This is a genomic window from Ruegeria sp. AB10 (assembly GCF_056542745.1).
This window is the reverse complement of record NZ_JBQGAI010000006.1, coordinates 111,032-136,438: the sequence shown is the minus strand read 5'-3', so window position 1 is coordinate 136,438 and position 25,407 is coordinate 111,032. Positions and strand designations below refer to the sequence as shown.

The window sequence follows — 25,407 nt, the reverse complement described above, 5'->3', positions numbered from 1 at the left end:
CGTGCCTGATGCAGACTTGTTTGCAGAGGAAAGGCGCCTGTTCACAGCTGGTTCCGTTGGCAATCGGATCAGCAAAGCACTGTGCTTTGGGAGGAGCGTGCCATGACATCCGACACCGAAGGGTCCACACCACCAGACAATCTGACGCCGCAGCCGCAAACCGTGCCCGAGGTCAACACGGTGACGTCGAGTGATATCACCGCGTCGCTGAAGGCCGGGTTTTCCGATTTTCTGGCACGCCCCGTCATGAGCGGCTTTTTCGGCCTGTTCTATGCGCTTTTCGGCATCCTGTTTGTTTGGGGTCTGGTCTGGCTCGGCAAGATCTGGATGATCATTCCCGCCATTGTCGGTTTTCCGCTGGTCGCGCCCTTCGCCGCCGCCGGGCTGTACGAGATGTCCCGCCGGTTGCAGAAGGGTGAAAGTTTCGGCTGGTCTGAAATCCTCGGCGTCATGGCCAATCAGCGCAAACGCGAAATGGGCTGGATGGCCTTTGTTACCCTGTTCATTTTCTGGGTGTGGATTTACCAGATTCGGCTTTGGCTGGCGATCATTCTGCAGAACGCATCCTTCTCGGATTTTGACGGGTTCCTGAGTATCGTTTTCCTCACTCCGCAGGGCTGGACTTTCCTTGCTGTTGGCACCTGCGTCGGCGCGTTTCTGTCGGCAGTCCTGTTCACGGTAACCGTCATTGCCATGCCCATGCTGCTTGACCGGGAAACCAATTTCGTGTCCGCCATGTTGACGTCCATTCGGGTCGTCTCGGAAAGCCCTGTGGTCATGCTGACCTGGGCGGCGATCATCTCGGTCACCATGCTGTTGTCAATGGTTCCGGCGTTTCTGGGCCTGATCTTCACCCTGCCGATCCTTGGCCACGCCACATGGCATCTGTATCAGCGGGGCGTGCCCCCAGCGCAGGGGTAACCTACAGCGCCAAATACCCAATCAGCGGCACGGCAAACAGGCTGAGCACGAAAGTCGCGATCAACAAGGCTGAAGCTATTGCCGCGTCGCACCCGTATCGCGCGGCGATCACTGCGGCCAAGGCCCCGGACGGCATCGCGGCCTCGATCACCAGTATGTCACGCTGAAAGTCCGGCAACCCCAGCACAAAGGCAAACCCGCCCGCGACCAACGGCTCGAGCATTAATTTCAACGCACACACAAGAACGAACAAACCCGCGAACTGCTGAAATCCGACAGGGCGCAGCATCAGCCCGATTGTAAAAGCCACGAGAAATGTCAGCGACGCACTGGCAATCCCAAGGAAGTCACTCAGCAACTCCACAACTCTGCTGCTTTGCGGAAGGCCGATGGCAGACGCCAGAACACCCAATACAAACGCCAGAAAAATCGGTGACCGCACGAATGTCTTCAGGGCGTCCGCAATCGTTGGTGCTTGGTCGTTGTTTTCGCCGTAATAGCTGGCGATCGCGACACCGACGGTAAAAAGGGGCAGCACGACGCCAATCTCTCCCATCACGACGAGTTGGCTCATGATTTCGGTATTGTCACCATAGATGTTCTGAAGCAGCGAATAGCCTAGCGTCGAAGTACTGCCGACCCCTGACACAAGGATCACGGACCCTAACACCGGCCGGTCCAATCGCATCCAGCGCCCGGCCAACAATGCAGCGGTCATGACCACAGCGATGGCCGAAAAAAGCACAAGGGCAAGTTCGAAACTTCGCGCTCGGAACGGTTCGCTGCTGAGATTGGCGAATATCAGTGCCGGCAGGGCAAAATCGGTGACCAGGCGGGCAAACACACCATGTTCCCGCTCTTGAATGACATTGCGGCGCCGGAACCACACTGCCGCCCCTACCAACGCCAGCATTACTATGAAAGAGTCAAATAGACTATCGAACTGCAAGGTCTGATCGGCTCCTTGTAGACGCAACTTGTTACTCACCACTGTCGCCAACGACAGGGCTTGATCATACGACAGAAGGCTTTTCCGTCAAAATCGTTTGAAAACAGGTCTTTGCTGCTTTGGTTCAGCCGGGTCCTTAGTGCGGAGGCTCGTAGATCGTAAACAGCTCTTTCGGATCAGACACCCCGCGCAGCATATACCGCCCGACAGACACCAGATTTTGACCGCAGGGCTGCGCCGCGCGCGCAACGTCATCCGAGATCAGAATACGCTGCCCCAACGACTTGTGCATCCCGGCAATCCGCGCTGTCTGGTTCACGGCCGGGCCGATCACCGTAAAGTCCAGGCGCGTCTCGGACCCGATGTTTCCATACAGAATCTCACCCGCGTGCAGGGCAAGGGTGAAGCTGGCCACCGGCAGGCCCTCGGCCTCTCGGCGGGCATTCAGGGCCTCCATCCGTTGCTGCAACACGGGTACGGCTTTCAGTGCCGCACGCGCGTCTTCGTCGATTTCGCCGACGTCGAACATTGCCATCAGCCCGTCGCCCATGAATTTCAGAATGTTGCCGCGATTGTCGTGAACCACACCCACGGCGACGGCCAGGTAATCGTTCAGCATGTCGATGATTTCGTTACCCGGCAGCTCTTCGGACAGACTGGTGAAACCCTCAAGGTCAAAGTTCCAGATCACCGCATCAATCTGCTGCAACGAGCCGCGACGGATTTCGCCCGACAACACCCGGCGCCCCGCATCGCGGCCCAGATATACCCGCATCAGGTCTTTGGATATCCGGGCACTGGACGCGGATTTCAGCGCCAATCCCAGATGCGGCAGCGCGGTGTTGATCAGCCCCAGATCGTCGTCCTGAAAACCTTCTGGTGCATTCGAGGTCCAGGACATCAGAACCCCACCCACCGCCTTTTTGGCGTCTTTGGGCCCGTTATGCGTCGGAACATCAAAGCTGACACCGGTGGCATAATAATCGGTGGCGCCGATCTCGCGCAGATCATTCAGCAACGGAAACCGGCTGGCTTCATTCTGATCAACCAGACGCTCGCGGATTTCATCTACCTCATCGTTCAGAATCGCGTAGAGAGGGCTTTGCTTCCACTGTTCGCTGGGCTCTTCGGTGTATTCAAAGGTCTCGGACTCGCCGCCTTGCCCCTCATACCAGCTGAACCCGGTGCCGCCATAAACGGGGTGCAACGCGGATTGTGCCGCGTGAAACCGCATCAGGGGCACGCCCAGTTCCAACAGCTTGTTGCAATAGCCGTCCAGCAACTCTTCTTTCGCGGCCCCTTCCAGGCCGCGGGTCACAATCCATTCGATAAGATCAGTTGATTTCGCCGCATCGGCGTTCGGGGTCGTCATTTTGTTATTATTCCAGTGTCCGCTCTGGTTGTCATCTGGGGGCCAGAGGCCTGAATTACCAGTGTTCACACCATATGCGCCAGTCGGTGCAGCATTTTGCGTAACAGGGCCACCTCGTCTGCGCTGAATTGCGCCGCCAACCGCGTGTCATACTGCCCGGCGACTTCGCAAAGCTCGTGATAAACGGATTGGCCCAGGACCGTCAGCGCCAGGTTTTCCACCCTGCGATCCGTTGCACTGCGACTGCGCTGCAGATACCGGCGTTCCTCCAGCCTATGCACCGCGCGGCTGATCTTGGTCTTGTGGAGCCGCGCCTGGTCGCCGATCTCTTTCGCGGTCATTTCGCCGTAATTTCCCAGATGGAACAACACCCGCCATTCGTTGCGCAGCATACCGTAGCGGTCCTTGTAGAGCTTCTGAAACTCCAATGAGCTTTCCTCGGCCGCGCGGTTCAGCAGGTAGGGCAGGAAATTCTGCAAATCAAAGTCATCTTTTTTCATGGAATCGTCCTGAGTCATGCTTGTTAGTTACAAAACCAACTATTATCCCTCAAGCAGCAAACGGAGGAACGCAGGATGAACCATCCGACTGATCCGCATGAAATGACGCAGGCCAGCAGCCCGGTCGGCACCCATGCGGGCTATATACCCGGCTTTGGCAATGACTTTGAAACCGAGGCCCTGCCCGGCGCGCTGCCGCAGGGGATGAACAGCCCACAGCGTTGCAACTATGGTCTCTATGGAGAGCAACTGAGCGGTACGGCTTTCACCGCCAACCCACCGGAACGGACGTGGTGCTATCGCATCCGGCCATCGGTAAAGCATTCACATCGCTATGAAAAAATCGATCTGCCCTATTGGAAATCGGCGCCTTTTGTTGATCCGGACGTGATCAGCCTGGGCCAGTACCGCTGGGATGCGGTGCCGCATTCGGATCAGGGGCTGACCTGGCTGACAGGTATGCGCACGATGACCACGGCAGGCGACGTGAACACGCAGGTCGGCATGGCCAGCCACATCTATCTGGTCACCGAGTCTATGGTGGACGCCTATTTCTATTCAGCCGATTCCGAGCTGCTGGTGGTACCGCAGGAAGGCCGCCTGCGCTTTGCCACCGAACTGGGGATCATCGACCTGGAACCCAAGGAAATCGCGATCATCCCGCGTGGGCTGGTCTATCGGGTCGAAGTTCTGGAAGGCCCAGCGCGCGGCTTTGTCTGTGAAAACTACGGCCAGAAGTTCGAACTGCCCGGGCGCGGCCCGATCGGTGCCAACTGCATGGCCAACCCGCGTGACTTCAAAGCGCCTGTCGCGGCGTTTGAGGATCGCGAGGTGCCCTCGACCGTGACCGTCAAATGGTGCGGGCAGTTTCACACCACAAAGATCGGCCAAAGCCCGCTGGATGTGGTGGCGTGGCACGGCAACTATGCGCCCTACAAATACGACCTGCGCACCTATTGCCCGGTCGGCGCGATCCTGTTCGACCACCCCGACCCGTCGATCTTTACCGTGCTGACCGCGCCTTCGGGGCAGCCCGGCACCGCCAATATCGACTTTGTCCTGTTCCGCGAACGCTGGATGGTGGCCGAGGATACCTTCCGCCCACCCTGGTACCACAAGAACATCATGTCCGAGTTGATGGGCAACATCTACGGCCAATACGACGCCAAGCCACAGGGTTTCGTTCCCGGCGGCATGAGCCTGCACAACATGATGCTGCCGCACGGGCCGGACCGCGAGGCATTCGACAAGGCATCGAATGCCAACCTTGGGCCGGACAAGCTGGACAACACCATGTCCTTCATGTTCGAAACCCGTTTCCCGCAGCATCTGACATCTTTTGCCGCCAACGAGGCCCCCTTGCAGGACGATTACATTGACTGCTGGACCTCGCTTGAGAAAAAATTCGACGGAACGCCGGGCAAAAAGTGAAAACCACCCAAGTCCGATAATTTGCAACCAAGAATCTTACCCTCAGACAAAGGTCCGGATAGAAAATGTCACTGAAGAAATCCTGGGTGGCCTCGGCCAATGACGCCGACCACCCGTTTCCGCTGAACAACCTGCCTTATGGCGTCTTTTCAGTCGACGGGTCCGACCCGCATTGCGGCGTGGCGATCGGAAACATGATTCTGGACGTGACCGCAGCCGAAGCCGAAGGTGTGATTGAACTGGACGACGAGCCGCTGTTCGACCTGCCCTTCTGGAACCCGCTGATGGAGCAAGGCCCCGCAGTCTGGGCCGCGTTGCGCGCGCGTCTGACGGCTCTGCTGGCCGATGGGGCCGAAGAGAGGGAAAAGGTCGAACCCTTGCTGGTTCCGCAGGGCAAAGCCAAACTGCACATGCCCTTCGCCGTCAGCGAATACACCGACTTCTACGCCGGGCGTCATCACGCGCAAAACGTCGGCACCATGTTCCGTGGGCCGGAAAACGCGCTGCCACCGAACTGGCTGCACATTCCCATCGGGTATAACGGCCGGGCATCCTCGGTTGTGGTGTCGGGCACCGATGTTCGCCGCCCTTGGGGTCAGATCAAATCGCCTGATCAGGACCGCCCCGCATTCCTGCCCAGCCGCCGCTTTGACATCGAGCTTGAGATGGGCGCCATCGTCGGCACCCCCTCGGACGGGCCGATCACGGTGCAGGAGGCCGATGACAACATCTTTGGATATGTCCTGCTGAACGACTGGTCCGCCCGCGATCTTCAGGCGTGGGAATACCAGCCGCTCGGCCCGTTTCAGGCCAAGGCGACTGCGACCTCGATCAGCCCTTGGATCGTGACAAAGGCCGCGCTGGAGCCGTTCCGTTGTGAGACCCCTGCGCGCGAGCACGAGCTGCTGGACCACCTGAAAGACTGCGGTCCGATGCTCTATGACATCGACCTGTCCGTCACGATGGCACCCGCAGGCAAACCCGCCACCACCATTGCCCGCACCAATTACCGCGAGATGTACTATTCCGCTGCGCAGCAACTGGCGCACCATTCAACTTCGGGCTGCCCGATGAATACCGGCGATCTGCTGGGGTCCGGCACAATCTCAGGCCCGACGAAACCCGAACGCGGCTCACTGCTAGAACTCAGTTGGGGCGGAAAAGAACCGCTGACGCTGGACAGCGGCGAGACGCGCAGTTTCATCGAGGATGGCGACACCTTGACCCTGACCGGCGCGGCCAAAGGCAAGGGGTACACAATCGGCTTCGGCGACTGCACCGGCACAGTGCTGCCCGCTCACTCAGACCCGTACGCACGGTAAGACCAATATAACGGCCGAGGACATTCCGTCGCATTTGATCCAGATCGTTTTGCGGCGGAATTTTCGGTGAAACCATTGGCTCAAGCCTTCGGCCCCACAGGGCCGGGGAACGAAATCTTGCGCGCAACCTGCGCTGGACCATCGGGGGAGAGCCCATGAACAAGATCTTCGAAGTCCCGTTATACGCCTATGAACGCAGCCCGGATCAGGATGCACACTCTCCTGCCCGACATAAGGTGATCGTGATCGGCGCGGGGCCGATCGGGCTGGCCACCGCGATCGATCTGGCCCAGCAAGGGATTGAGGTCGTGGTGCTGGACGACAATGACAAGGTCAGTTTCGGCAGCCGCGCCATCTGCTTTTCCCAGCGCACGCTCGATATTGCCGACCGTCTGGGCGCAGGGCGTCCGATGGTGGAAAAAGGGGTGCTGTGGAACGCGGGCAAGGTCTATTTCGACAATCGTCAGGTTTATGAGTTCGACCTGCAGCCTGACACGGGTTATGCAAATCCCGCCTTCATCAACCTGCAGCAATATTATTTTGAAAACGCCCTTGTTGACCGGGTGCGCGAATTGCAGGCCGAAGGTGCCCCCCTCGAAATCCGCGGCCGCAACAAGGTTGAGGCCATCGGCACCCACGACACCCATGTCACGCTCGAGGTCGAAACCCCCGAAGGCCCCTATAACATCGAGGCCGAGTGGCTGATCGCCTGTGACGGGGCGCATTCCCCGACGCGCCGGATGCTGGGGCTGGATTTCGAAGGCCGTGTCTTCGAGGACAACTTCCTGATCGCCGATGTGGTGATGGAGGCCGATTTCCCGACCGAACGCTGGTTCTGGTTCGATCCGCCCTTTAATCGCGGGCAATCGGCATTGTTGCACAAACAGCCCGACAATGTCTGGCGCATCGACCTGCAACTGGGCTGGGACATCGACAAGGAAAACGAACAAAAGCCCGAGAACGTCATTCCGCGGCTCAGGGCGATGTTGGGCGAGGATGTGAAATTCGAACTGGAATGGGTGTCGATCTACACCTTCCAATGTCGGCGGATGGAGCGGTTCCGCTATGGCCGCGTCTTGTTCGCCGGGGACAGTGCGCATCAGGTCAGCCCGTTTGGCGCGCGTGGTGCAAATTCCGGAATGCAGGATGCGGATAACCTGTGCTGGAAGCTCAAACTGGTCATCGACGGCAAAGCGCCCGAGATTCTGCTGGACAGCTACAACCGCGAGCGGGTTCAGGCCGCCGATGAAAATATCCGCATGTCCACGCGCTCGACCGATTTCATCACGCCGAAATCCGACATGTCACGGCAGTTCCGGGATGCGGTTCTGGACCTCAGCGAGCAATTTGAATTCGCGCGACCGCTGGTGAATTCCGGTCGGCTGAGCACGCCCTGTACCTATGAGGGATCGTCGCTCAGTTCGGCAGATGCCCTGAACGGACCGGACATCACGCGCCCGGGCGCGGCCTGCCCGGATGCGCCTTTGGGGGACGATTTCCTGTTGCCGAAACTGGCGGGTAAATTCACCTTGCTGACCATCGACGCCGACGCGCCTGACCGGATCGAGGAAGACGGCATCGAAGCCACCCGGCTGGCGCTCTCGGTCAAGGATGATCTGACGCTGGAGCTAAAGCGACGCTATCTGGGCGACGCAGACAGCGCGGTCTATCTGATCCGCCCCGATCAGCACGTGGCCGCACGGCGCGACAGCTTCGAAGAAAACGCATTCCGGCAGGCGATCCGCCGGGCCACCGGTAAGGAGTAAGCAAGATGGCCGATCTGATCCTCACCCCGAATCTCGACAATGGCGATGATTTCTATGCCGGGCTGCTGGCCGCCCATGACGGGCTGGACAAATCGGAAAGCGAAGCCCTGAACGCACGGCTCATTCTGGTGTTGGCCAACCACATCGGAAGCGCGGATGTGCTGGCACAAGCCCTTGACGCGGCTGTGCTGAAAAACGGCTGACGGCATGAGCGGGACGGCGGGGTCGAACACCCCGCCTTCAGGGCCGCCCACCCCGAGGCCGCGGCCTGATCTGGCGCACAGCGTCTGTGTGCCCGCGTTGGTGGAGCGGGCGGCCTGCCCCGGTTATCCTGCGACACCAACGCAGGAGGCCCCAATGCCCGAGATCACCGGCTATCACGCCCATGTCTATTTCGACGCCGACACGCAGGACATTGCGCAACAGGTCTGCCATGAGGCCGCGCGCCTGTTTCCAGTTAGGATGGGCCGGATGCACGCCAGAAATGTCGGCCCTCACCCGCGCTGGAGCTGCCAGCTGACTTTCGCTCCGGACGCGTTCGATCAGGTCATTCCGTGGCTGATGCTGAACCGACAGGGCCTGACCATCTTCACCCACCCGGAAACCGGTGATCATCTGGCCGATCACCGGGACCGTGCAGTGTGGATGGGTGAGATGCTGAGCCTTGACCTGTCGATCTTTGGCAAGTTGGGCGCCTAGGTCAGCGCCCGCGCCTGATCGCGCAGCTTGAACTTCTGGATCTTGCCGGTCGAGGTCTTGGGCAACGCTCCGAAAACCACCGTCTTGGGCGCCTTGAAATGGGCCATGTTGTCCCGGCAATAGGCAATGATATCCGCCTCGCTCGCCTGCGCATCCGGCTTGAGTTCGACAAAGGCGCAGGGCGTCTCGCCCCATTTCTCATCCGGGCGCGCGACCACGGCGGCCTCCATCACGGCGGGGTGTTTGTAGAGGATATCCTCGACCTCAACCGATGAGATATTCTCGCCACCCGAGATGATGATGTCCTTGGACCGATCCTTGAGCGCGATATAGCCGTCCGGGTGCATCACCCCCAGATCGCCCGAGGCGAACCAGCCGCCACGAAAGGCCTTGTCGGTGGCCTCGGCGTTTTTCAGATAGCCTTTCATGACGACATTGCCCTGCATGAAAATCTCGCCCATCGTCTCGCCATCTGCGGGCACCGGTTCCAGCGTTTCCGGGTCGGCCACCATCAGCCCCGACAACGCCGTATAGGGAACACCCTGCCGAACCTTGAGCGCCGCACGCTCCTCGGCCCCTTTGTTGTTCCACGCGTCTTTCCACGCACACACAACCGAGGGGCCATAGGTCTCGGTCAGCCCATACACATGGGTCACTTCGATACCCATGCGTTCCATCTTTTCGATCACGGCGGCGGGTGGCGGGGCGCCTGCGGTCATCACCTTGATCTCATGATCGAAATCTTTCAGGTGATCCGGCGCATTGGCCAGCATGTTCAGAACAATCGGCGCACCGCAGAAATGGGTAACCTTTTCGTCGCGGAACGCGGCATAGATCGGCTCATCCCGCACCGCCCGCAAACAGACCGAGACTCCGGCATTGGCCGCCATCGCCCACGGGAAACACCAGCCGTTGCAATGGAACATCGGCAAGGTCCACAGGTAGACCGAGTGTTTCCGCATGTTCCAGTCCAGCAGGTCCGACTGCGCGTTCAGCGCCGCGCCTCTGTGGTGATATACGACCCCTTTCGGGTTACCCGTGGTGCCAGAGGTATAGTTCAGCGTGATCGCATCCCATTCATCATCGGGCAGAGACCACGCGAATTCCGGATCGCCCTCGGCCAGAAGCGCGTCATAGGTCAGGCTGCCCAGCTTTTCACCGCCATCAAAACTGGGGTCTTCGATGTCGATGACCAGCAGATCATGATCGACCTGTTTCAGGGCCTCTTTCACCACGCCCGAAAACTCTGGGTCGACCAGCAGCACCTTGGCTTCGGCATGGTTCAGGATGAAGGCAATGATAGGCGCGTCCAGCCGCGTATTGATCGTGTTCAGCACGCCACCGGTCATGGGCACGCCGAAATGGGCCTCGTACATCTCGGGGATGTTGGCGGCGATGATCGAAACCGTGTCGCCTTTGCCCACACCACGCGCCGCCAATGCCCCCGCAAGACGGCGGCAGCGGGCATAGGTCTCTGCCCAGCTAAAGCGACGTCCGCCGTAAACCACCGAAGGGTAATCGGGGTAGATCTTTGCGGTGCGTTCGATGAAACTCAGCGGGGACAAAGGCGTGTAGTTCGCGCGGTTCTTGTCCAAATGACGCTCGTAGATATTGTCCCCTGCCATCTGCTGACCCTCCCAGTTCAGTTCTCGCCGGACTTGATCACAAAGTACCGCGCCTGGCAAACCCGTAGAAATACGCCGAAGCCATGGACTGGCAATACGGGATGGTGCAATCTGGCCCTATCTACAGATGGCCTTTCGCGGTGATCTGGGCCATCGAAAATTTCAAGCCGGGGCGGCAACGTACCCGTATCTTGCGCACCCAATACTTCTGAAAGGACATGTCATGGACGGCACGTTCAACGAAAACGATCTTTCCCGCGTGGTCGAGGCCGACCGCGCCCATATCTGGCACCACCTGATCCAGCACAAGCCCTTTGAAACCAATGATCCCCGCATCATTGTCGAAGGCAAGGGAATGCGTGTTTGGGATCAGAACGGCAAAGAGCATCTGGATGCCGTTTCGGGCGGCGTCTGGACCGTCAACGTGGGCTATGGCCGCGAATCGATCTGTAAGGCCGTGTACGACCAGCTGATGAAGCTGTGCTATTTCGCCAACTCCGCCGGTTCGATCCCCGGTGCAATCTTCGCCGAGAAGCTGATCGAGAAAATGCCGGGCATGAGCCGCGTGTACTACACCAACTCAGGGAGCGAGGCGAACGAGAAGGCGTTCAAGATGGTGCGCCAGATCGCGCACAAGAAATACGGCGGCAAGAAGACCAAGATCCTGTATCGCGACCGCGACTATCATGGCTCGACTCTGGCGACCATGTCCGCGGGTGGTCAGGATGAGCGTAACGCGCAATACGGCCCCTTCGCGCCCGGTTTCGTGCGCGTGCCGCATTGCATGGAATACCGCAAGCACGAACTGGACGGCGCGCCTGTCGAAAACTTCGGCGAATGGGCCGCAGACCAGATCGAAGAGGTCATCCTGCGCGAAGGTCCGGACACCGTCGGCGCGCTGTGCCTTGAACCGGTGACCGCAGGCGGCGGCGTGATCGAAGCGCCCGAGGGCTACTGGCAGCGCGTGCAGGAGATCTGCAAGAAATACGACATCCTGCTGCATATCGACGAGGTCGTCTGTGGCGTTGGCCGCACCGGCACATGGTTCGGATACCAGCAATACGGCATCAAACCCGACTTCGTGACCATGGCCAAGGGCGTCGCCTCGGGCTATGCAGCGATTGCCTGCATGGTCACCACCGAGGAAGTCTTTGAGATGTTCAAGGACGACGCGGCCGATCCGCTGAACTACTTCCGCGACATCTCGACCTTTGGTGGTTGCACCGCTGGTCCGGCAGCCGCGATCGAGAATATGCGCATCATCGAGGACGAGAACCTGCTGGGCAATTGCTCGGCCATGGGGGATCGCATGATGGGCAACCTGCAGGCACTGATGGAAAAGCACAAGGTCATCGGCGACGTGCGCGGCAAAGGCCTGTTCCTGGGCGCTGAACTGGTTGCAGACCGCAGCAGCAAAGAGCCGGTGGACGAAAAACTGGCACAGGCGGTCGTGGCCGATTGTATGGCGCAGGGCGTGATCATCGGCGTCACCAACCGCTCGGTCCCGGGTCGCAACAACACGCTGTGCTTCTCGCCCGCGCTGATCGCGACGGCGGATGACATCGACCAGATCACCGATGCGGTCGACGGCGCGCTGGGTCGCGTGTTCGGCTAAGGCCTCGCACTATTCCTAAGAAACCGGCGCCCACAGCGCCGGTTTTTTTGTTTCTGCGCTGCGTTTTGCCAAATTCCTGAACTCGGGTAGCCTGTGGCCATTCAATTCAGGAGATACCCCATGGCATTCAATTTCCTTCGCAGCCTGGTCGCGGTTCTTGCGCTTTCCATCGCTGCTCCGGCCAGCGCCGAAGAGGGCAGCGGTTTCCCTCAGATCGTCGGCACATGGCACGGGACCTATCTGGTGGGTTTCGCCAAGTCGAACCCGAACCACGCAAAAGGTCTGTTGAAAACCGAGATGGAGCTGGAGATCACCAAGCTGGATGGCAACCTGATCACTGCCACCAACCGCTGGCGCCGGATCGGCGACACCGACTGGATCGTCGAAGAGGCGATGGGCACTTTCAGCCTGGACGACCCCACCCGCTTTGTTCTGGCTGAGGCCGGGATTTCGGGGGACGACGTGTCCGCAGGCATCTTCAACGGGGTGTATCTGGATGATGTGATCATGGTCACCTATGCGGGTCCGGGGACCGGAGTGGCGTTTGCGGCGCAGTTGGTGAAGAAAGAGAAAAGTGAGTAGACACACAGGTTGTATCAGTATTTGAAAGGTCAGTTTTTGACGCGCTTACTCTTCTGGAGGCGCGATGAAACTGGTGCAACCAATGTCCGCTATGCGGACTAAGCGGACCTAGACTTCCACCTTTGCTCGTATACCTGCGACACCTGCTCCACGGAGTGGAGATACTCTCCCGGAGCGTACTGCAGATCAATGCCAAAGAGGAACATTGCAGCTTCCCACAGGTCAGCTTTGTCTTTCGCTGGTTCAAACTCTAAGGTTCCTAAGTCGTTGGCGTTCATGACTGAACAGCCCCATCTGTCGGCATCTTCCAACGAACAACTGCCGCTGATCACACCCTCATAGATTTCAGATATAGTTTTCCAGTTCAACAACATCGATTCTATGCCTCATATCGAATTTGCATCGATCTTAGAGCCTTTGGCCGAGTCAGCTAGGGGCTCTTTGCAGACCAATCAGTTTCTGGTCGCAAAAAAGCCGCCCCAAACGGGACGGCCCTTCATTCACTGTCTCTTTTCAGAGGATCAGGCAGCCAGAGCAGCCTGAGCTTTGGCGACGATCGCGCCGAACGCTTCCGGTTCGTGCACGGCCAGGTCGGCCAGAACTTTGCGGTCCACTTCGATACCGGCCAGATTCAGGCCGTTGATGAAGCGGGAATATGTCAGAGCCTCGTCATGCGAACGGACAGCAGCGTTGATACGCTGGATCCACAGCGCGCGGAAGTTGCGCTTGCGGTTCTTGCGGTCGCGGGTTGCATACTGGTTGGCCTTGTCGACGGCCTGACGAGCAACCTTGAAGGTGCTCTTGCGGCGGCCATAGTAACCTTTGGCGGCCTTGATGACCTTCTTGTGACGGGCGTGAGTTACGGTTCCACCTTTAACGCGGGACATCTCTTAATCTCCTCTTAGCGGTCGTAGGGCATGTAGCCCTTGACGATCTTGGCGTCGGGGGCGGACAGGGTGGTGTTGCCACGGGCGTCGCGGATGAACTTTTTGGTCCGCTTGATCATGCCGTGCCGTTTGCCGGCCTGGCCAGCAAGGACCTTACCGGTCGCAGTCACCTTAAAGCGCTTCTTGGCGCTCGACTTGGTCTTCATCTTAGGCATTTCCGTCTCCTTTCAGGGTTCGGTTCTAAACGCGACTCGGCATGCCATCTCGGCCGGTCACGCGATCAGAAGCGCCGTTTACGCAAGTTCGGTCATACTGGCAAGGGGGTTTTGACCAGAATCTGCGCTTTTCGCAGGCTGGTCAGGCACCGGGGCAGCGCTGGCCGCCCCGGTGGAATGGTTCAGTGCTCGAATTTGCGAATCTCGCCGCTTTTCAGGCGGGCTGCATAGCTGGCCAGCTCTTCCCGCACCACTTTCATCAGGAAGTAGAGCGCAAAGACGTTCACAACCGCCATCGCAAAGATCGCAGCATCCGAGAAGTCAATAACTGGGAGAAGATCGGCCGCCGCCCCGATAACCACAAAGACGCAGAAGATGATCTTGAAGATCAGTTCTTTGGTGTGACCCTCGCCGAACAGGTAAGTCCAGGCTTTGAGGCCGTAATAGGACCAACTGATCATGGTCGAAAAAGCGAACAACACGACGGCCACAACCAGCACTTTAGGGAACCAGGAAAAGGCGCTTTCGAACGCGGCTGAGGTGAGATTAACGCCTGAGTTGCCGCCTACAGTGGCGATACCACCGCCATCTTCATTCAGCATATAAAGACCAGTTGCAGGATCAACGATCAATTGCTGAGTGATGATAATAACCAACGCGGTCATGGTACAGATCACAACCGTATCGATGAACGGTTCCAGCAGCGACACGAAGCCTTCCGTGATCGGTTCACTGGTCCGCACCGCCGAGTGCGCAATTGCAGCGGACCCAACACCCGCTTCGTTCGAGAACGCCGCACGACGGAAGCCCTGGATCAATGCGCCAACCATGCCGCCCGCCACGCCGAGACCGGTGAAGGCTCCTGCGAAGATCTGACCAAAGGCCCAACCGATTTGATCTGCATGCATGATGATGATGACCAGCGCGGCCAGCACATACATAATGCCCATGAAAGGTACGACTTTTTCTGTCACGCGCGCGATAGATTTCAGGCCGCCCACGATTACCGCGAACACGATGGCTGCAAAAATCAATCCGGTGATCCAACCTCGTTCCGAGTACCAGTCGTTCTGCAAAACGCCCGCGATCTGCTCATGTGCTTGGTTGGCCTGGAACATATTGCCCCCGCCCAGCGCACCTAGAATACAGAAGATCGAGAACAGAACCGCCAAGATCTTACCACCGGGCAAGCCCAGTTCGGCAAAGCCCTTGGACATGTAGTACATCGGGCCACCGGAAACGGTGCCGTCTTCGTATTCGTTGCGGTACTTCACGCCCAGCGTACATTCGGTGAATTTCGAGGCCATGCCCAGCAGGCCCGCCATGATCATCCAGAACGTCGCGCCCGGCCCGCCGATACCGACGGCCACCGCCACACCGGCGATGTTTCCCAGACCGACCGTTCCCGAAAGCGCGGTGGCAAGGGCCTGAAAGTGGCTGACCTCACCCGCGTCGTTGGGATCGGAATAATCCCCTTTGACGAGGCTGATGGCATGTCCGAAAAAGCGGAACTGCACGAAGGCGAAATACAGCGAAAACACCGTCGCTGCGATCACCAGCCACCCCACGATCCAGGGGAAACCCGTCCCCGGAAACGGGGCGAAGATAAAGCGGACAAAAGGCCCGGTGAAATCTGCGAATGCCTGATTGATCTTGTCGTCCAGACCCGGCGCGTCTTGCGCCAATGCGGGGCTGGCGAACAGGGCCGCAGATGCACCAAGGCTCAGTTTTTGAAACGTATTCATACTCATCACTCCCCTCAGTTCACGACGGTGACCGGCACATCGGCGTGCATGACCAGATTCTGGGTCGAGCTGCCGAACAGGCGTTTCTTGAACCCGTCCGCCGACGCACGCCCGACGATGATCTGGGTGCCGCCGTTTTCGACCGTGATCGCGTTCAGCGTTTCGGCCACGTCGCCATGGCGGACAATGCCATGGGCTGTGAAGCCTTCTGCCTTCAGCGCGTCCACTGCGGGAGTGATAACGCGGTTTGTGGCCAGTTCGACCTCTTCCTCGCGCCGTTTGTGCCGCAGAGCGTTCTCTTCAGGTGTCTGGAAAGTGAATGGGGACCATTCGATCACGTAGACCACCAGCAATTCACACGTTCCGATCCGCCCGGCCAAATCCTTGGCAAAGGCAATCGCGCGCTCCCCGGTTTCTGTCCCGTCCAGTCCAATGACAATTTTCGTTGTCATGACGTTCCTCCGTTATTTTTTGATTGTACCGGGGCCCGTGCCCCCGGCAGGGCAGCCGGAACCTGGAACTTTCTGAGTAGACCGCCCTTGCGGATCAGTATCCGGGAAAAACACCGAAAAACAGAGGGGAATTTGCCGAACTCAACCCGGAGTCCGGCTTTTTATTGATATTACTGCACTTTTTTTGCCTAAAAAATAGGCAGTCGACCCACTCGACCGTTGGCAAAGCGGGAAACCCGCAAGGATCAGCCCGGATCCGTGTTGTATATCAAACGCTCATCGCAGGGGGCGATACGCAGGATATTTGTTGTTCCCGGCACGTTGAACGGCACACCTGCGGTCACGACGATCTGGTCGGACTCCGAGGCAAATCCACCGGCCCGGGCCGCTCGGGCGGCGTTGACCACCGCACCCTTGAACCGCTCAAGCTCGGGCGTCATCACGCAGTGGCAGCCCCAGCTCAGGCACAGGCGCCGTGCGGTTCCGGTGGCGGGCGTCAACGCGATGATCGGAACACCGGGGCGTTCCCGCGCGGTCAGCAGCGCCGTTGTACCGCTTTGGGTAAAGCAGCAGATCGCTTTGATGTCGGTCTTTTCCGCAATCTCACGCGCCGCGGCCACGATCCCGTCGGCAATCGTGGTGCCCTTGGCGCTGCGTGACGATGCGATGATCTGGTCGTATGTGGGGTCGGCCTCGACCTCGATGGCAACCTTGTTCATGGTCTGCACCGCCTCGACCGGGTACGAGCCTGCCGCAGATTCCGCGCTCAGCATGATGGCATCGGTGCCTTCATATATGGCGGTAGCCACATCCGAGACCTCGGCCCGGGTGGGCATCGGACTTTCGATCATACTTTCCAGCATCTGGGTTGCCACGATCACCGGCTTGGCAGCACCCCGGCATTTTCGCACCAGACGTTTCTGGATCGGCGGCACGGCGGAGACGGGCAGTTCGACCCCCAGATCGCCGCGCGCGACCATGATCCCGTCCGAGGCGTCGAGGATATCGTCGAACGCCTCAACCGCCGCAGGTTTTTCGATCTTGGACAGGATCGAGGCACGGCCATCAGCCAGCGCACGGGCCTCGAACACGTCCTTGGCGCGCTGAACAAAACTCAGCGCCAGCCAGTCGACGCCCAGTTGGCAGACAAATTCCAGATCGTCACGATCCTTGGCCGAAAGCGCTGCCAGCGGCAGCACCACGTCAGGCACATTGACGCCCTTGCGATTCGAAATCGTGCCACCAACCTCAACCGTGCAATTGGCGAAATCCTGGCCGCAGTCCTGAACGATCAGACGGATCTTGCCGTCATTGACCAGCAGGCGCGCGCCCGGTTCAAGTGCTGCGAAAATCTCGGGATGCGGCAGGCATACACGGGCGGCATCACCCGGCGCCGGGTCAAGGTCCAGGCGGAAGGTTGCACCCTCTTCCAGTTCCTCGGCATCGTTGGAGAAAACGCCCACACGCAGTTTTGGCCCCTGAAGATCAGCCAGAATAGCAATTGGGCTGTCCAGATCCTTTTCCACCTGCCGGATGATCCGGTGCCGTTCGCGGATCTCATCATGGCTGCCGTGACTCATGTTCAGACGGAACACATCTGCGCCAGCCTCGTGCAGCGCGCGGATCATGTCATAGTCATTGGACGCCGGTCCCAGCGTCGCCACGATTTTTACATTTCTCAGGCGTCGCATGGGTGGTGTTCTCCTAACGTCTTCTCTTGGCTCTGCGCAAATGTTACCGCAAACATTGCTTCAGGCTGCTTATTGCGCAATTCCCTTTTCAAAGCAACTGCCCTACACCTGCGACAAACTAGATGACAGGCTTATGACGTATTCTCCGTTTTTTATCCACGGCGCTGATCGCCCGTCGCGCTGGCTGATCACATGCGACCACGCAACCAACACGGTGCCGCCCGAAATCAACGGCGGAGACCTCGGCCTGCCGCGCGAGGATATGGAGCGTCACATCGCCTATGATGTTGGCGCCTATGAGGTGTCCAAGCATCTGGGCGAGGTTCTGAATGCACCGGTAATTGCGGCCAATTTCTCGCGCCTCGTGATCGATCCGAACCGGGGCGAGGATGATCCGACTCTGATGATGAAGCTGTATGACGGTTCGATCATCCCCGGCAATCGCCACGCCGACGCCGCCGAGCGGGACCGGCGCCTGAACATGTGCTATCGCCCCTATCACGACGCGCTGGAGCGGATGGCGGGCCTGCCGCACGCGGTGATCGTGTCGATGCATTCCTTCACTCGCCAATTGCGCGGTCGCGCCCCGCGCCCGTGGCATGTGGGGGTTCTGCACACACCGGACGAACGGTTCTCGCGCCCGCTGATCAACCGGCTTGAGGCCGAGGGCGACCTGTGCGTCGGCGTGAACGAGCCCTATACCGGTTTCCTGCCCGGTGACGCGATTGACCGCCACTGCACCGTCCATGGGCGCCCGAACGCCCTGATCGAGCTGCGCAACGATCTGATTGCCGATCACGCCGGACAACGCGCCTGGGCCGAACGTATGGCCGTGATCCTGCAGGATGCTCTGGCCGACAGCGGCCTTTGATCACACCTTATTGTGAGGCCTGCCGCTGATCCCCATATATTCAGGGGAAAGGAGGCGACCATGACGCAGGAGTTTCTGACCGCCGTCTTTGGCTGGATAGCGGTGCTCAACATTATCGTTCTGTTGTTCACTACCCTGATGATCGTGCTGATGCAGGATTGGATTGCGGGCGTTCATGGCCGGATGTTCCAGATGGAACGCCTAGATGTGAAACGAGCGTATTTCCGCTATCTGGCGAACTATAAAATCCTGACCCTGATCTTCTGCATCATCCCTTGGCTGGCTTTGAAACTGGCCTGAGCCACCGTGTTGAAACATCGCCACCGGACCGCTAGGTCAGAGACAACGATACAGTCATTCGGAGCCACGCCATGGACAAGCAAACCGAAATCGAACTTCAGGCGGCCGCGTTCCGTCGGTTGCAAAAGCACCTGATGGAAGATCGCACCGATGTTCAGAACATCGACATGATGAATCTGGCCGGGTTCTGCCGCAACTGCCTGTCGCGCTGGTATCAGGAAGCCGCCAATGAAAAGGGCATCGAAATGGGCAAGGACGAAGCCCGCGAGGTTTTCTATGGCATGACCATGGATGAGTGGAAGGCCAACTACCAGACCGAGGCCAGCCCCGAAAAACAGGCCGCCTTCAAGGTCGCCTTCGAAGAAAACGTGACGAAAAAGGGCTGACGCCCGAAACGAAAAAGGCCCGCCGGTTTGGCGGGCCTTTACTTTAGATCGCGGCCTTGCGGCTTTCGTCCAGATAAATCTCGCGCAGGCGTTTCGAAATCGGGCCCGGTGTACCGTCGCCCAGCGTCACCCCATCGATCTCGACCACTGGCATGACAAAGGCGCTGGCCGAGGTGGTGAAAGCCTCATCCGCCTCTTTCGCCTCATCAATGGTGAACAGACGCTCTTCGACTTCCATCTGCGCCTCTGCCGCCATGCGCAGCACCGCCTTGCGGGTGATGCCGTGCAGAATGTCGTTCGACAGCGGGCGGGTGACGATCTTGCCGTTCTTGACGAAGTACGCGTTGTTGCTGGTGCCCTCGGTGACATAGCCGTCCTCGACCAGCCACGCATCGTCGCAGCCCGCTTTCTTGGCCATCATCTTGCCCATCGACGGGTAGAGCAGCTGTACGGTCTTGATGTCGCGGCGGCCCCAGCGGATATCCTCGATCGAGATGATCTTGGCGCCTTTCTTGGCCGCAGGGCTGTCAGCCAGTCCCGGCTTGTTCTGAGTGAACAGCACCAGACTGGGCTTGGTATCGGCGGACGGGAACACGAAATCCCGGTCGCCGTCCGAGCCACGGCTGACTTGCAGATAGATCAAACCCTCTTCGATGCCGTTCAGTTCCACCAGCTTGCGGTGAATCTCCAGCAGCTCTTCCTTGGTGCAGGGCTCGGCCATCTCCAGCTCGTCCAACGACCGCTTGAGACGCACGGCGTGGCCTTCGAAATCGATCAGCTTGCCGTCCAGAACACTGGTCACTTCGTAAACAGCGTCCGCGAACAGAAAACCACGGTCAAAGACGGATACCTTGGCCTCGGTCTCGGGCAGGTATTCGCCGTTCACGTAAACGGTGCGGGTCATATATCTCTCCTCAGCCCCAGAGCGCCGCCACGGGCGGGTGCACCCCGGCATCATCAAAAATCAGCGGGTTGTTGCGGTCTTCGGCCAACAGCAGCGGGCCGTCAAGGTCTGTGACCATCGCACCCTGCGCCAACAGCGTCGCGGGGGCCATTGCCAAAGAGCTGCCGACCATGCAGCCAACCATCACGCGATAGCCTTCGGCAAGCGCAGCTTCACGCAAGGCCAGCGCCTCGGTCAGGCCGCCAGTTTTATCCAGCTTAATGTTCACCACATCATATTTGCCCTTCAGCGCAGGCAGGCTGGCGCGGTCATGGCAGGATTCGTCGGCACAGACCGGCACCGGGCGTTCCATTCCGATCAGTGCGTCATCTTCCCCTGCGGGCAGAGGCTGCTCGACCAGTTCAACGCCCAACCGCACCAGATGCGGCGCCAGATCGGCATACACCTCAGCCGACCAGCCTTCGTTTGCATCGACAATGATCTTGGATTTTGGCGCACCGGCGCGCACCGCCTCTAACCGCGGCATGTCGTCCGGGGTGCCCAGCTTGATCTTCAACAAAGGCCGGTGCGCATTCGCCGCCGCCTGCGCCTGCATCGCGTCGGGCGTGTCCAGCGACAGGGTGTAGGCAGTGATCTCCGGCCCCGGCACTGGCAATCCGGCCAGATCCCACGCCCGTTTGCCCGCACGCTTGCATTCCAGATCCCACAGGGCGCAATCCACGGCGTTGCGGGCCGCGCCGGCAGGCAAAAGGTCCATCAGAGACTGACGGGTGAACTCAACAGGCAGACCAGCGATTTCAGCCTCGACCGACTCGAGTGTTTCATCATAGCGCGCATAAGGAACGCATTCGCCCCAGCCCTGATGGGTTCCATCCGAAATCCGGACGGTCAGAACCTTTGCCTCGGTCCGCGACCCGCGCGAAATGGTGAACACCTGCGCCAGTCGAAACACATCACGAGAGACCTCTACCTGCACGCAAACGCTCCTTCATCTTTTTCCAAATACTCCCGCCGGAGGCGGAAATCCCGCCCCCGACGCATCGTTCAGATCACATCGCGGCCAGCGCGTCCACCAGCTTGCCCGAGCCAAAGCGGAACGGGTCGGTCGCGGGCAGGCCCATGTCGGCTTCGACCTTGGCCAGATAGGCCGACGCGTCTTCCTCGGACATATGCTGTGTGTTGACCGAAACGCCCACGACCTAGCAATCCGGGTTGCCGACTTTGGCCAGCGCCAGCGCAGTGTCGCGCAGCGTTTCGAGCGTCGGCAGCTGGTAGGTCGGCAGGCCACGCATATGCTCGCGGGTCGGTTCGTGGCACAGGATCAGCGCGTCGGGCTGACCGCCATGGACTAGCGCCATGGTCACACCTGAATAGGACACGTGGAACAGCGACCCCTGCCCTTCGATCAGGTCCCAGTGGTCGTCGTCATTGTCGGGTGTCAGCCATTCGACCGAACCGGCCATGAAATCGGCAATCACCGCGTCCAGCGGCACACCGTCACCGGTGATCAGAATGCCGGTCTGGCCGGTGGCGCGGAAGGTGGATTTCATACCGCGCTCGCGCATCTCGGCATCCATTGCCAGCGCGGTATACATCTTGCCGACCGAGCAGTCGGTGCCGACGGCCAGACACCGTTTGCCCTTGCGCTTGATGCCGTTGGCGATCGGATAATCAACTTCGGGTACGCGCACGTCGTGCAGCTTCTGGCCGGTGGCCTCGGCAACGGCAACCAGATCGGGTTCGTCGCACAGCAGGTTGTGCAGGCCCGAAGCGAGGTCAAACCCTTCCTCCAGCGCCATGACCAGAACCTTTTTCCACTCCTGGCTGATCACGCCCCCGCGGTTGGCCACGCCGATGACGAGGGTCTTGGCCCCGGCCGCTTTCGCCTCGATCAGGGTCATGTCCGTCAGGCCCAGATCAGCCTTGCAGCCCTCCATGCGATATTGGCCGACAGCGTTTTCCGGGCGCCAGTCCTTAATTCCAACTGCCACTTTGGCCGCCAATTGGTCGGGCGCATCGCCCAAAAACAGCAGGTACGGTGTCTCGATCATTGCGGTTACTCCTTTGATTCCGATGCAGGCTAAGGGACGGGCCTTACGAGTGTTTCGCGTTTTCCTCTGAGTTCGGTTGCCAGAGAGGGAAATTTTTGCAGCTACTGCAACCTGTGCGCAATAATCTCCGAAGTTTTCACAGTGATTAATCTTTAATCACCACGCAGACCCCAACTCACGGCAGATGCTGCGATTGCATTGCCGCAGTTGCACAAAGACGCTTGCGAAGCGTTGCGCAATTTAATACCCCATACAGCAAGAAAATCGTAATTTCCTTTCTTGCACGAGGTCCAGATGAGCTTTCGCATTCAACCCGCCGCCCCCGCGCGCCCCAACCGTTGTCAGCTGTTCGGACCGGGATCGAACACAAAGCTGTTCCCGAAAATGGCAGCGTCGGCAGCGGATGTGATCAACCTCGACCTTGAGGACTCGGTTGCGCCGTCGGACAAGGACGTCGCCCGCGCCAACGTGATCGAGGCGCTGAACACCGTCGATTGGGGCAACAAGTACATGTCGGTGCGGATCAACGGGCTGGATACGCCCTATTGGTATCGTGACGTGGTCGACCTGCTGGAACAGGCGGGCGACCGTCTGGACCAGATCATGATCCCCAAGGTTGGCTGCGCGGCGGATGTCTACGCGGTGGACGCCTTGGTCACCGCCATCGAACGCGCCAAGGGTCGTACCAAGCCGGTCAGCTTTGAGGTCATCATCGAATCCGCCGCCGGCATCGCTCATGTCGAAGAGATCGCGGCCTCATCCCCCCGGATGCAGGCGATGAGCCTGGGTGCCGCGGATTTCGCGGCCTCGATGGGGATGCAGACCACAGGCATCGGCGGCACGCAGGAAAACTACTACATGCTGCGCGACGGCGAAAAGCACTGGTCCGATCCGTGGCATTGGGCGCAGGCCGCCATCGTCGCCGCCTGCCGCACCCATGGCGTGCTGCCGGTTGACGGGCCGTTCGGCGACTTCTCGGACGACGAGGGCTATATCGCACAGGCCAAACGTTCGGCCACGCTGGGCATGGTCGGCAAATGGGCGATCCACCCGAAACAGATCGCGCTGGCCAATCAGGTCTTCACCCCGTCGGACGAGGCCGTCGGTGAGGCGCGCGAAATTCTGGCCGCAATGGAGCAGGCCAAGGCCAACGGCGAAGGTGCCACTGTCTACAAAGGGCGTCTGGTCGACATCGCCTCGATCAAACAGGCCGAAGTGATCGTGGCGCAGGCGGAGCTGATCGCCGCAAACGGCTAAACCAAAAAGAAACAAGGGGCGCCGAACTGCGCCCCTACGTTTCACTTGTAGCCGAACACATTGTTTGGCACCCAGCTCAACTTATCGCCCTGTTTCCCCCATTTCATCATAAGGCAGGACGTGCCGTATTTTTGGTAGTAGATCATTTTCAACTCGTACCATCCCGCCTCGGGCACCTCGACTTCAACGCGCTCATTGGCAGAACACGGTTGCGAGAAACTGGCGCCACCAACCATTTGCCCGCCGATCCAAGCCTCGAGACCATCATTGGAATGCGTCTCCAACTCATAAAGACCGGGCTCGTCGAATTTGATGAACCCGCGAATATCTGCGGCAACGTTGTAGTGTTCAGGATGGGTCATAACAGGGTCACCTTTGTTGGTGTCGCTGTAGTCAAGACCCCGAAGCGGCGTTCCCGGCGCTTTCTTTTCGTTCAACAACGCTTTGGCTTCGGTGAGTGAGTCGATCTTGCGCGGCGGCGCTCCCAACCAGGCATAGTCCGTCGCAAGGCCGGTTTTCAGGCCCGAAGGCTGCGGGCTGGCTGGTTTGAGTTTAAGTGGCGCGCCAATGGCGGCACCCGCGATCATCGTTGAAACGATGGCAATTGCACCAATCCGAACAAACTTCATTTTGGTCTCCCTGAGTCTGCGCCGCCTTGCATAAGTTACTTGTTTGGACGCCGTTTTGATGACTCTAGGCGGTTAGAATCTGACCTGCAAGACAGTTGCAGATCACATCATCGGGTCATGCCCGCATGTCCTTAGGCGACCCCATCACCACATAAGAGGTGATCGACGTCACATGCGGCAGGGTGCCAAGCACTTCGGTGTGAAAGGTTTTGTAGGCCGGCAGGTCAGCGCATTCGACGCGCAACAGGTATTCGATCGTGCCTGTGATATTGTGACATTCCACCACCTCTGGCGCGCGTTGAAGGGCGCGTTCGAACCCTTCCTGCGCGGCCTTGGTATGCTCGCCCAGACCAACACCGATATAGGCCACGAAACCGACGCCCAGCGCCGCCGGATTCAACACTGCGCGATAGCCCGAGATCACGCCCGTGCGCTCAAGTTCCTGCACCCGACGCAGACAGGCCGAGGGCGACAGGCCCACCCGGTCAGCCAGTTCCAGATTGCTGATGCGCCCATCGCGTGACAATTCGCGCAATATCTGTTTATTTATTTGATCGACCTTCGTCATTAATTGCGAAGATACCGGAGTCGCGCACGAAAACGCAATTTCATTTGGCCGCTACGCATTAAAATAGCCGCCATGACCTATGACATCCTTTTGGCCCTGATCGCCTTTGCCTTTGTTTCGTCCATCACACCGGGGCCGAACAACCTGATGCTGATGGCGTCGGGCGCCAATTTTGGGTTTCGCCGGACCATCCCGCATATGCTGGGGATCGGGCTGGGTTTTACCGTCATGGTCCTGCTGGTCGGAGCCGGGCTGGTGCAGTTGTTCGACAGGTACCCGGTCAGCTACACGGTTCTGAAAGTCGCCTCGGTCGGGTATCTGTTATATCTGGCTTGGAAAATCGCGCACGCGGCGCCCACCAGAGGCCAGGCGTCCGAGGGCGATCCCATGACCTTCATGCAGGCCGCCGCGTTTCAATGGGTCAACCCCAAGGCCTGGGCCATGGCCCTGACGGCCACCACCGCCTACACGCCGGATCACACGTTGCAGGCTATCGTGATCGTGGCGTTGGTCTTTGGCGCAGTGAACCTGCCCTCGGTCAGCACCTGGACCGTTCTGGGGCAGCAAATGGCGCGAGTCCTCACGAACCCGCGCCGATTGGTGGCGTTCAACTGGACCATGGCCGCTTTGCTGGTTGCATCGCTTTACCCGGTCCTGTGGCCGAATTGA

The 25,407-nt window shown here is 59.3% G+C and carries 26 protein-coding genes and 1 pseudogene; 13 read left to right on the top strand and 14 right to left on the bottom strand.

The genetic code is table 11. The features are described 5' to 3' along the window. The first annotated feature begins 102 nt into the window (after positions 1-102). Positions 103-921 carry a DUF2189 domain-containing protein gene (locus ACR0NT_RS13560; protein ID WP_170674100.1) on the top strand — a complete coding sequence of 273 codons (819 nt, stop codon included), beginning with the start codon at positions 103-105 and terminating at the stop codon, positions 919-921. A gap of 1 nt (position 922) precedes the next feature. Here ACR0NT_RS13560 and ACR0NT_RS13555 read toward each other — a convergent pair whose 3' ends face one another. From ACR0NT_RS13555 to ACR0NT_RS13545, 3 genes are all read right to left on the bottom strand, one after another. After that, entirely contained in the window at positions 923-1,912 is a 990-nt protein-coding gene (locus ACR0NT_RS13555) for an AEC family transporter (protein WP_480443258.1), read from the bottom strand. Between the two features lie 94 nt (positions 1,913-2,006). Then, positions 2,007-3,242: an adenylate/guanylate cyclase domain-containing protein gene (locus tag ACR0NT_RS13550; RefSeq protein ID WP_170447908.1), complete on the bottom strand. Its 1,236-nt coding sequence runs from the start codon at positions 3,240-3,242 to the stop codon at positions 2,007-2,009. 65 nt (positions 3,243-3,307) lie between these two features. Then, positions 3,308-3,742 (bottom strand): MarR family winged helix-turn-helix transcriptional regulator, encoded by a 435-nt coding sequence (locus ACR0NT_RS13545; RefSeq protein WP_480443221.1) that lies wholly within the window; start codon positions 3,740-3,742, stop codon positions 3,308-3,310. Between the two features lie 75 nt (positions 3,743-3,817). On the opposite strand from ACR0NT_RS13545, the gene hmgA reads away from it, so the two are divergent. The 5 genes from hmgA (at position 3,818) to ACR0NT_RS13520 (ending at position 8,960) form a co-directional block, all read left to right on the top strand. Beyond that, on the top strand, positions 3,818-5,173 hold the full coding sequence (hmgA, locus tag ACR0NT_RS13540; protein ID WP_170674104.1) for a homogentisate 1,2-dioxygenase: 1,356 nt from the start codon (positions 3,818-3,820) through the stop codon (positions 5,171-5,173). Positions 5,174-5,238: 65 nt separating this feature from the next. Beyond that, positions 5,239-6,495 carry a fumarylacetoacetase gene (gene fahA / locus ACR0NT_RS13535; RefSeq protein ID WP_170674106.1) on the top strand — a complete coding sequence of 419 codons (1,257 nt, stop codon included), beginning with the start codon at positions 5,239-5,241 and terminating at the stop codon, positions 6,493-6,495. A 155-nt stretch (positions 6,496-6,650) separates the two neighbouring features. Next, positions 6,651-8,261, top strand: a complete 1,611-nt coding sequence (locus ACR0NT_RS13530) for an FAD-dependent oxidoreductase (protein WP_170674108.1) — start codon at positions 6,651-6,653, stop codon at positions 8,259-8,261. A gap of 5 nt (positions 8,262-8,266) precedes the next feature. After that, positions 8,267-8,464, top strand: a complete 198-nt coding sequence (locus ACR0NT_RS13525) for a DUF2783 domain-containing protein (RefSeq protein WP_170447898.1) — start codon at positions 8,267-8,269, stop codon at positions 8,462-8,464. Positions 8,465-8,618: 154 nt separating this feature from the next. Further along, complete coding sequence (locus ACR0NT_RS13520; RefSeq protein WP_170447896.1) at positions 8,619-8,960, top strand: DOPA 4,5-dioxygenase family protein; 342 nt, start codon at positions 8,619-8,621, stop codon at positions 8,958-8,960. Here the strand turns inward: ACR0NT_RS13520 and ACR0NT_RS13515 are convergent. After that, entirely contained in the window at positions 8,957-10,585 is a 1,629-nt protein-coding gene (locus tag ACR0NT_RS13515) for an acyl-CoA synthetase (RefSeq protein WP_170674110.1), read from the bottom strand. The two genes, ACR0NT_RS13520 and ACR0NT_RS13515, sit on opposite strands and share 4 nt — an antisense overlap. A 223-nt stretch (positions 10,586-10,808) precedes the next feature. Between ACR0NT_RS13515 and ACR0NT_RS13510 the strand changes: the two genes are divergently transcribed. Next, positions 10,809-12,200, top strand: a complete 1,392-nt coding sequence (locus tag ACR0NT_RS13510) for an aminotransferase class III-fold pyridoxal phosphate-dependent enzyme (RefSeq protein WP_170674112.1) — start codon at positions 10,809-10,811, stop codon at positions 12,198-12,200. A 120-nt stretch (positions 12,201-12,320) separates the two neighbouring features. Then, a complete protein-coding gene (locus tag ACR0NT_RS13505) occupies positions 12,321-12,782 on the top strand; it encodes a hypothetical protein (protein ID WP_170674114.1) in 462 nt (153 codons plus the stop codon). A 521-nt stretch (positions 12,783-13,303) separates the two neighbouring features. On the opposite strand, the gene rplT is transcribed toward ACR0NT_RS13505, so the two are convergent. The 5 genes from rplT to pyk all read right to left on the bottom strand — a co-directional run bounded on the left by rplT (position 13,304) and on the right by pyk (position 17,772). Further along, positions 13,304-13,669: a 50S ribosomal protein L20 gene (gene rplT / locus ACR0NT_RS13500; protein WP_008756009.1), complete on the bottom strand. Its 366-nt coding sequence runs from the start codon at positions 13,667-13,669 to the stop codon at positions 13,304-13,306. Positions 13,670-13,683: 14 nt separating this feature from the next. Further along, positions 13,684-13,884: a 50S ribosomal protein L35 gene (rpmI, locus tag ACR0NT_RS13495; RefSeq protein WP_010443552.1), complete on the bottom strand. Its 201-nt coding sequence runs from the start codon at positions 13,882-13,884 to the stop codon at positions 13,684-13,686. Positions 13,885-14,066: 182 nt separating this feature from the next. Further along, complete coding sequence (locus ACR0NT_RS13490) at positions 14,067-15,629, bottom strand: alanine/glycine:cation symporter family protein (RefSeq protein WP_170674116.1); 1,563 nt, start codon at positions 15,627-15,629, stop codon at positions 14,067-14,069. A gap of 14 nt (positions 15,630-15,643) precedes the next feature. Further along, a complete protein-coding gene (locus ACR0NT_RS13485) occupies positions 15,644-16,081 on the bottom strand; it encodes a universal stress protein (protein ID WP_170447884.1) in 438 nt (145 codons plus the stop codon). Between the two features lie 245 nt (positions 16,082-16,326). Next, positions 16,327-17,772, bottom strand: a complete 1,446-nt coding sequence (pyk, locus tag ACR0NT_RS13480; RefSeq protein ID WP_170447883.1) for a pyruvate kinase — start codon at positions 17,770-17,772, stop codon at positions 16,327-16,329. A 133-nt stretch (positions 17,773-17,905) separates the two neighbouring features. On the opposite strand from pyk, the gene ACR0NT_RS13475 reads away from it, so the two are divergent. The 3 genes from ACR0NT_RS13475 (at position 17,906) to ACR0NT_RS13465 (ending at position 19,329) form a co-directional block, all read left to right on the top strand. Next, a complete protein-coding gene (locus ACR0NT_RS13475; RefSeq protein ID WP_170447880.1) occupies positions 17,906-18,643 on the top strand; it encodes an N-formylglutamate amidohydrolase in 738 nt (245 codons plus the stop codon). A gap of 60 nt (positions 18,644-18,703) precedes the next feature. Then, positions 18,704-18,943 carry a DUF6868 family protein gene (locus ACR0NT_RS13470; protein ID WP_170447878.1) on the top strand — a complete coding sequence of 80 codons (240 nt, stop codon included), beginning with the start codon at positions 18,704-18,706 and terminating at the stop codon, positions 18,941-18,943. A gap of 71 nt (positions 18,944-19,014) precedes the next feature. Beyond that, the gene (locus ACR0NT_RS13465; protein ID WP_170447876.1) at positions 19,015-19,329 is read left to right on the top strand and encodes a DUF1244 domain-containing protein; all 315 of its coding nucleotides are present in this window, start codon (positions 19,015-19,017) and stop codon (positions 19,327-19,329) included. Between the two features lie 43 nt (positions 19,330-19,372). Here the strand turns inward: ACR0NT_RS13465 and ACR0NT_RS13460 are convergent, their stop codons facing one another. The 3 genes and pseudogenes from ACR0NT_RS13460 to dgcN form a co-directional block, all read right to left on the bottom strand. Further along, positions 19,373-20,233 (bottom strand): D-amino-acid transaminase, encoded by an 861-nt coding sequence (locus tag ACR0NT_RS13460; protein ID WP_170447874.1) that lies wholly within the window; start codon positions 20,231-20,233, stop codon positions 19,373-19,375. A gap of 10 nt (positions 20,234-20,243) precedes the next feature. After that, on the bottom strand, positions 20,244-21,209 hold the full coding sequence (gene dgcA, locus ACR0NT_RS13455) for an N-acetyl-D-Glu racemase DgcA (RefSeq protein ID WP_170674118.1): 966 nt from the start codon (positions 21,207-21,209) through the stop codon (positions 20,244-20,246). Between the two features lie 73 nt (positions 21,210-21,282). Further along, a pseudogene (dgcN, locus tag ACR0NT_RS13450) lies at positions 21,283-22,284 on the bottom strand (N-acetyltransferase DgcN). 294 nt (positions 22,285-22,578) lie between these two features. Between dgcN and ACR0NT_RS13445 the strand changes: the two are divergent. After that, the gene (locus ACR0NT_RS13445) at positions 22,579-23,541 is read left to right on the top strand and encodes an L-malyl-CoA/beta-methylmalyl-CoA lyase (RefSeq protein WP_170447867.1); all 963 of its coding nucleotides are present in this window, start codon (positions 22,579-22,581) and stop codon (positions 23,539-23,541) included. A 41-nt stretch (positions 23,542-23,582) separates the two neighbouring features. Here ACR0NT_RS13445 and ACR0NT_RS13440 read toward each other — a convergent pair whose 3' ends face one another. Further along, a complete protein-coding gene (locus ACR0NT_RS13440) occupies positions 23,583-24,170 on the bottom strand; it encodes a PA14 domain-containing protein (RefSeq protein ID WP_170447865.1) in 588 nt (195 codons plus the stop codon). A gap of 115 nt (positions 24,171-24,285) precedes the next feature. Beyond that, positions 24,286-24,738 (bottom strand): Lrp/AsnC family transcriptional regulator, encoded by a 453-nt coding sequence (locus ACR0NT_RS13435; protein WP_170674120.1) that lies wholly within the window; start codon positions 24,736-24,738, stop codon positions 24,286-24,288. A gap of 72 nt (positions 24,739-24,810) precedes the next feature. Between ACR0NT_RS13435 and ACR0NT_RS13430 the strand changes: the two genes are divergently transcribed. Then, a complete protein-coding gene (locus ACR0NT_RS13430; protein WP_170674122.1) occupies positions 24,811-25,407 on the top strand; it encodes a LysE family translocator in 597 nt (198 codons plus the stop codon).

Excerpts from the sequence above, each read along its gene's own strand:
- ACR0NT_RS13560 (WP_170674100.1), top strand. The coding sequence starts at position 103 with ATGACATCCGACACCGAAGGGTCCACACCACCAGACAATCTGACGCCG.
- ACR0NT_RS13550 (WP_170447908.1), bottom strand. The coding sequence starts at position 3,242 with ATGACGACCCCGAACGCCGATGCGGCGAAATCAACTGATCTTATCGAA.
- ACR0NT_RS13545 (WP_480443221.1), bottom strand. The coding sequence starts at position 3,742 with ATGAAAAAAGATGACTTTGATTTGCAGAATTTCCTGCCCTACCTGCTG.
- hmgA (WP_170674104.1), top strand. The coding sequence starts at position 3,818 with ATGAACCATCCGACTGATCCGCATGAAATGACGCAGGCCAGCAGCCCG.
- fahA (WP_170674106.1), top strand. The coding sequence starts at position 5,239 with ATGTCACTGAAGAAATCCTGGGTGGCCTCGGCCAATGACGCCGACCAC.
- ACR0NT_RS13530 (WP_170674108.1), top strand. The coding sequence starts at position 6,651 with ATGAACAAGATCTTCGAAGTCCCGTTATACGCCTATGAACGCAGCCCG.
- ACR0NT_RS13525 (WP_170447898.1), top strand. The coding sequence starts at position 8,267 with ATGGCCGATCTGATCCTCACCCCGAATCTCGACAATGGCGATGATTTC.
- ACR0NT_RS13520 (WP_170447896.1), top strand. The coding sequence starts at position 8,619 with ATGCCCGAGATCACCGGCTATCACGCCCATGTCTATTTCGACGCCGAC.
- ACR0NT_RS13515 (WP_170674110.1), bottom strand. The coding sequence starts at position 10,585 with ATGGCAGGGGACAATATCTACGAGCGTCATTTGGACAAGAACCGCGCG.
- ACR0NT_RS13510 (WP_170674112.1), top strand. The coding sequence starts at position 10,809 with ATGGACGGCACGTTCAACGAAAACGATCTTTCCCGCGTGGTCGAGGCC.
- ACR0NT_RS13505 (WP_170674114.1), top strand. The coding sequence starts at position 12,321 with ATGGCATTCAATTTCCTTCGCAGCCTGGTCGCGGTTCTTGCGCTTTCC.
- rplT (WP_008756009.1), bottom strand. The coding sequence starts at position 13,669 with ATGTCCCGCGTTAAAGGTGGAACCGTAACTCACGCCCGTCACAAGAAG.
- rpmI (WP_010443552.1), bottom strand. The coding sequence starts at position 13,884 with ATGCCTAAGATGAAGACCAAGTCGAGCGCCAAGAAGCGCTTTAAGGTG.
- ACR0NT_RS13490 (WP_170674116.1), bottom strand. The coding sequence starts at position 15,629 with ATGAATACGTTTCAAAAACTGAGCCTTGGTGCATCTGCGGCCCTGTTC.
- ACR0NT_RS13485 (WP_170447884.1), bottom strand. The coding sequence starts at position 16,081 with ATGACAACGAAAATTGTCATTGGACTGGACGGGACAGAAACCGGGGAG.
- pyk (WP_170447883.1), bottom strand. The coding sequence starts at position 17,772 with ATGCGACGCCTGAGAAATGTAAAAATCGTGGCGACGCTGGGACCGGCG.
- ACR0NT_RS13475 (WP_170447880.1), top strand. The coding sequence starts at position 17,906 with ATGACGTATTCTCCGTTTTTTATCCACGGCGCTGATCGCCCGTCGCGC.
- ACR0NT_RS13470 (WP_170447878.1), top strand. The coding sequence starts at position 18,704 with ATGACGCAGGAGTTTCTGACCGCCGTCTTTGGCTGGATAGCGGTGCTC.
- ACR0NT_RS13465 (WP_170447876.1), top strand. The coding sequence starts at position 19,015 with ATGGACAAGCAAACCGAAATCGAACTTCAGGCGGCCGCGTTCCGTCGG.
- ACR0NT_RS13460 (WP_170447874.1), bottom strand. The coding sequence starts at position 20,233 with ATGACCCGCACCGTTTACGTGAACGGCGAATACCTGCCCGAGACCGAG.
- ACR0NT_RS13445 (WP_170447867.1), top strand. The coding sequence starts at position 22,579 with ATGAGCTTTCGCATTCAACCCGCCGCCCCCGCGCGCCCCAACCGTTGT.
- ACR0NT_RS13440 (WP_170447865.1), bottom strand. The coding sequence starts at position 24,170 with ATGAAGTTTGTTCGGATTGGTGCAATTGCCATCGTTTCAACGATGATC.
- ACR0NT_RS13435 (WP_170674120.1), bottom strand. The coding sequence starts at position 24,738 with ATGACGAAGGTCGATCAAATAAATAAACAGATATTGCGCGAATTGTCA.
- ACR0NT_RS13430 (WP_170674122.1), top strand. The coding sequence starts at position 24,811 with ATGACCTATGACATCCTTTTGGCCCTGATCGCCTTTGCCTTTGTTTCG.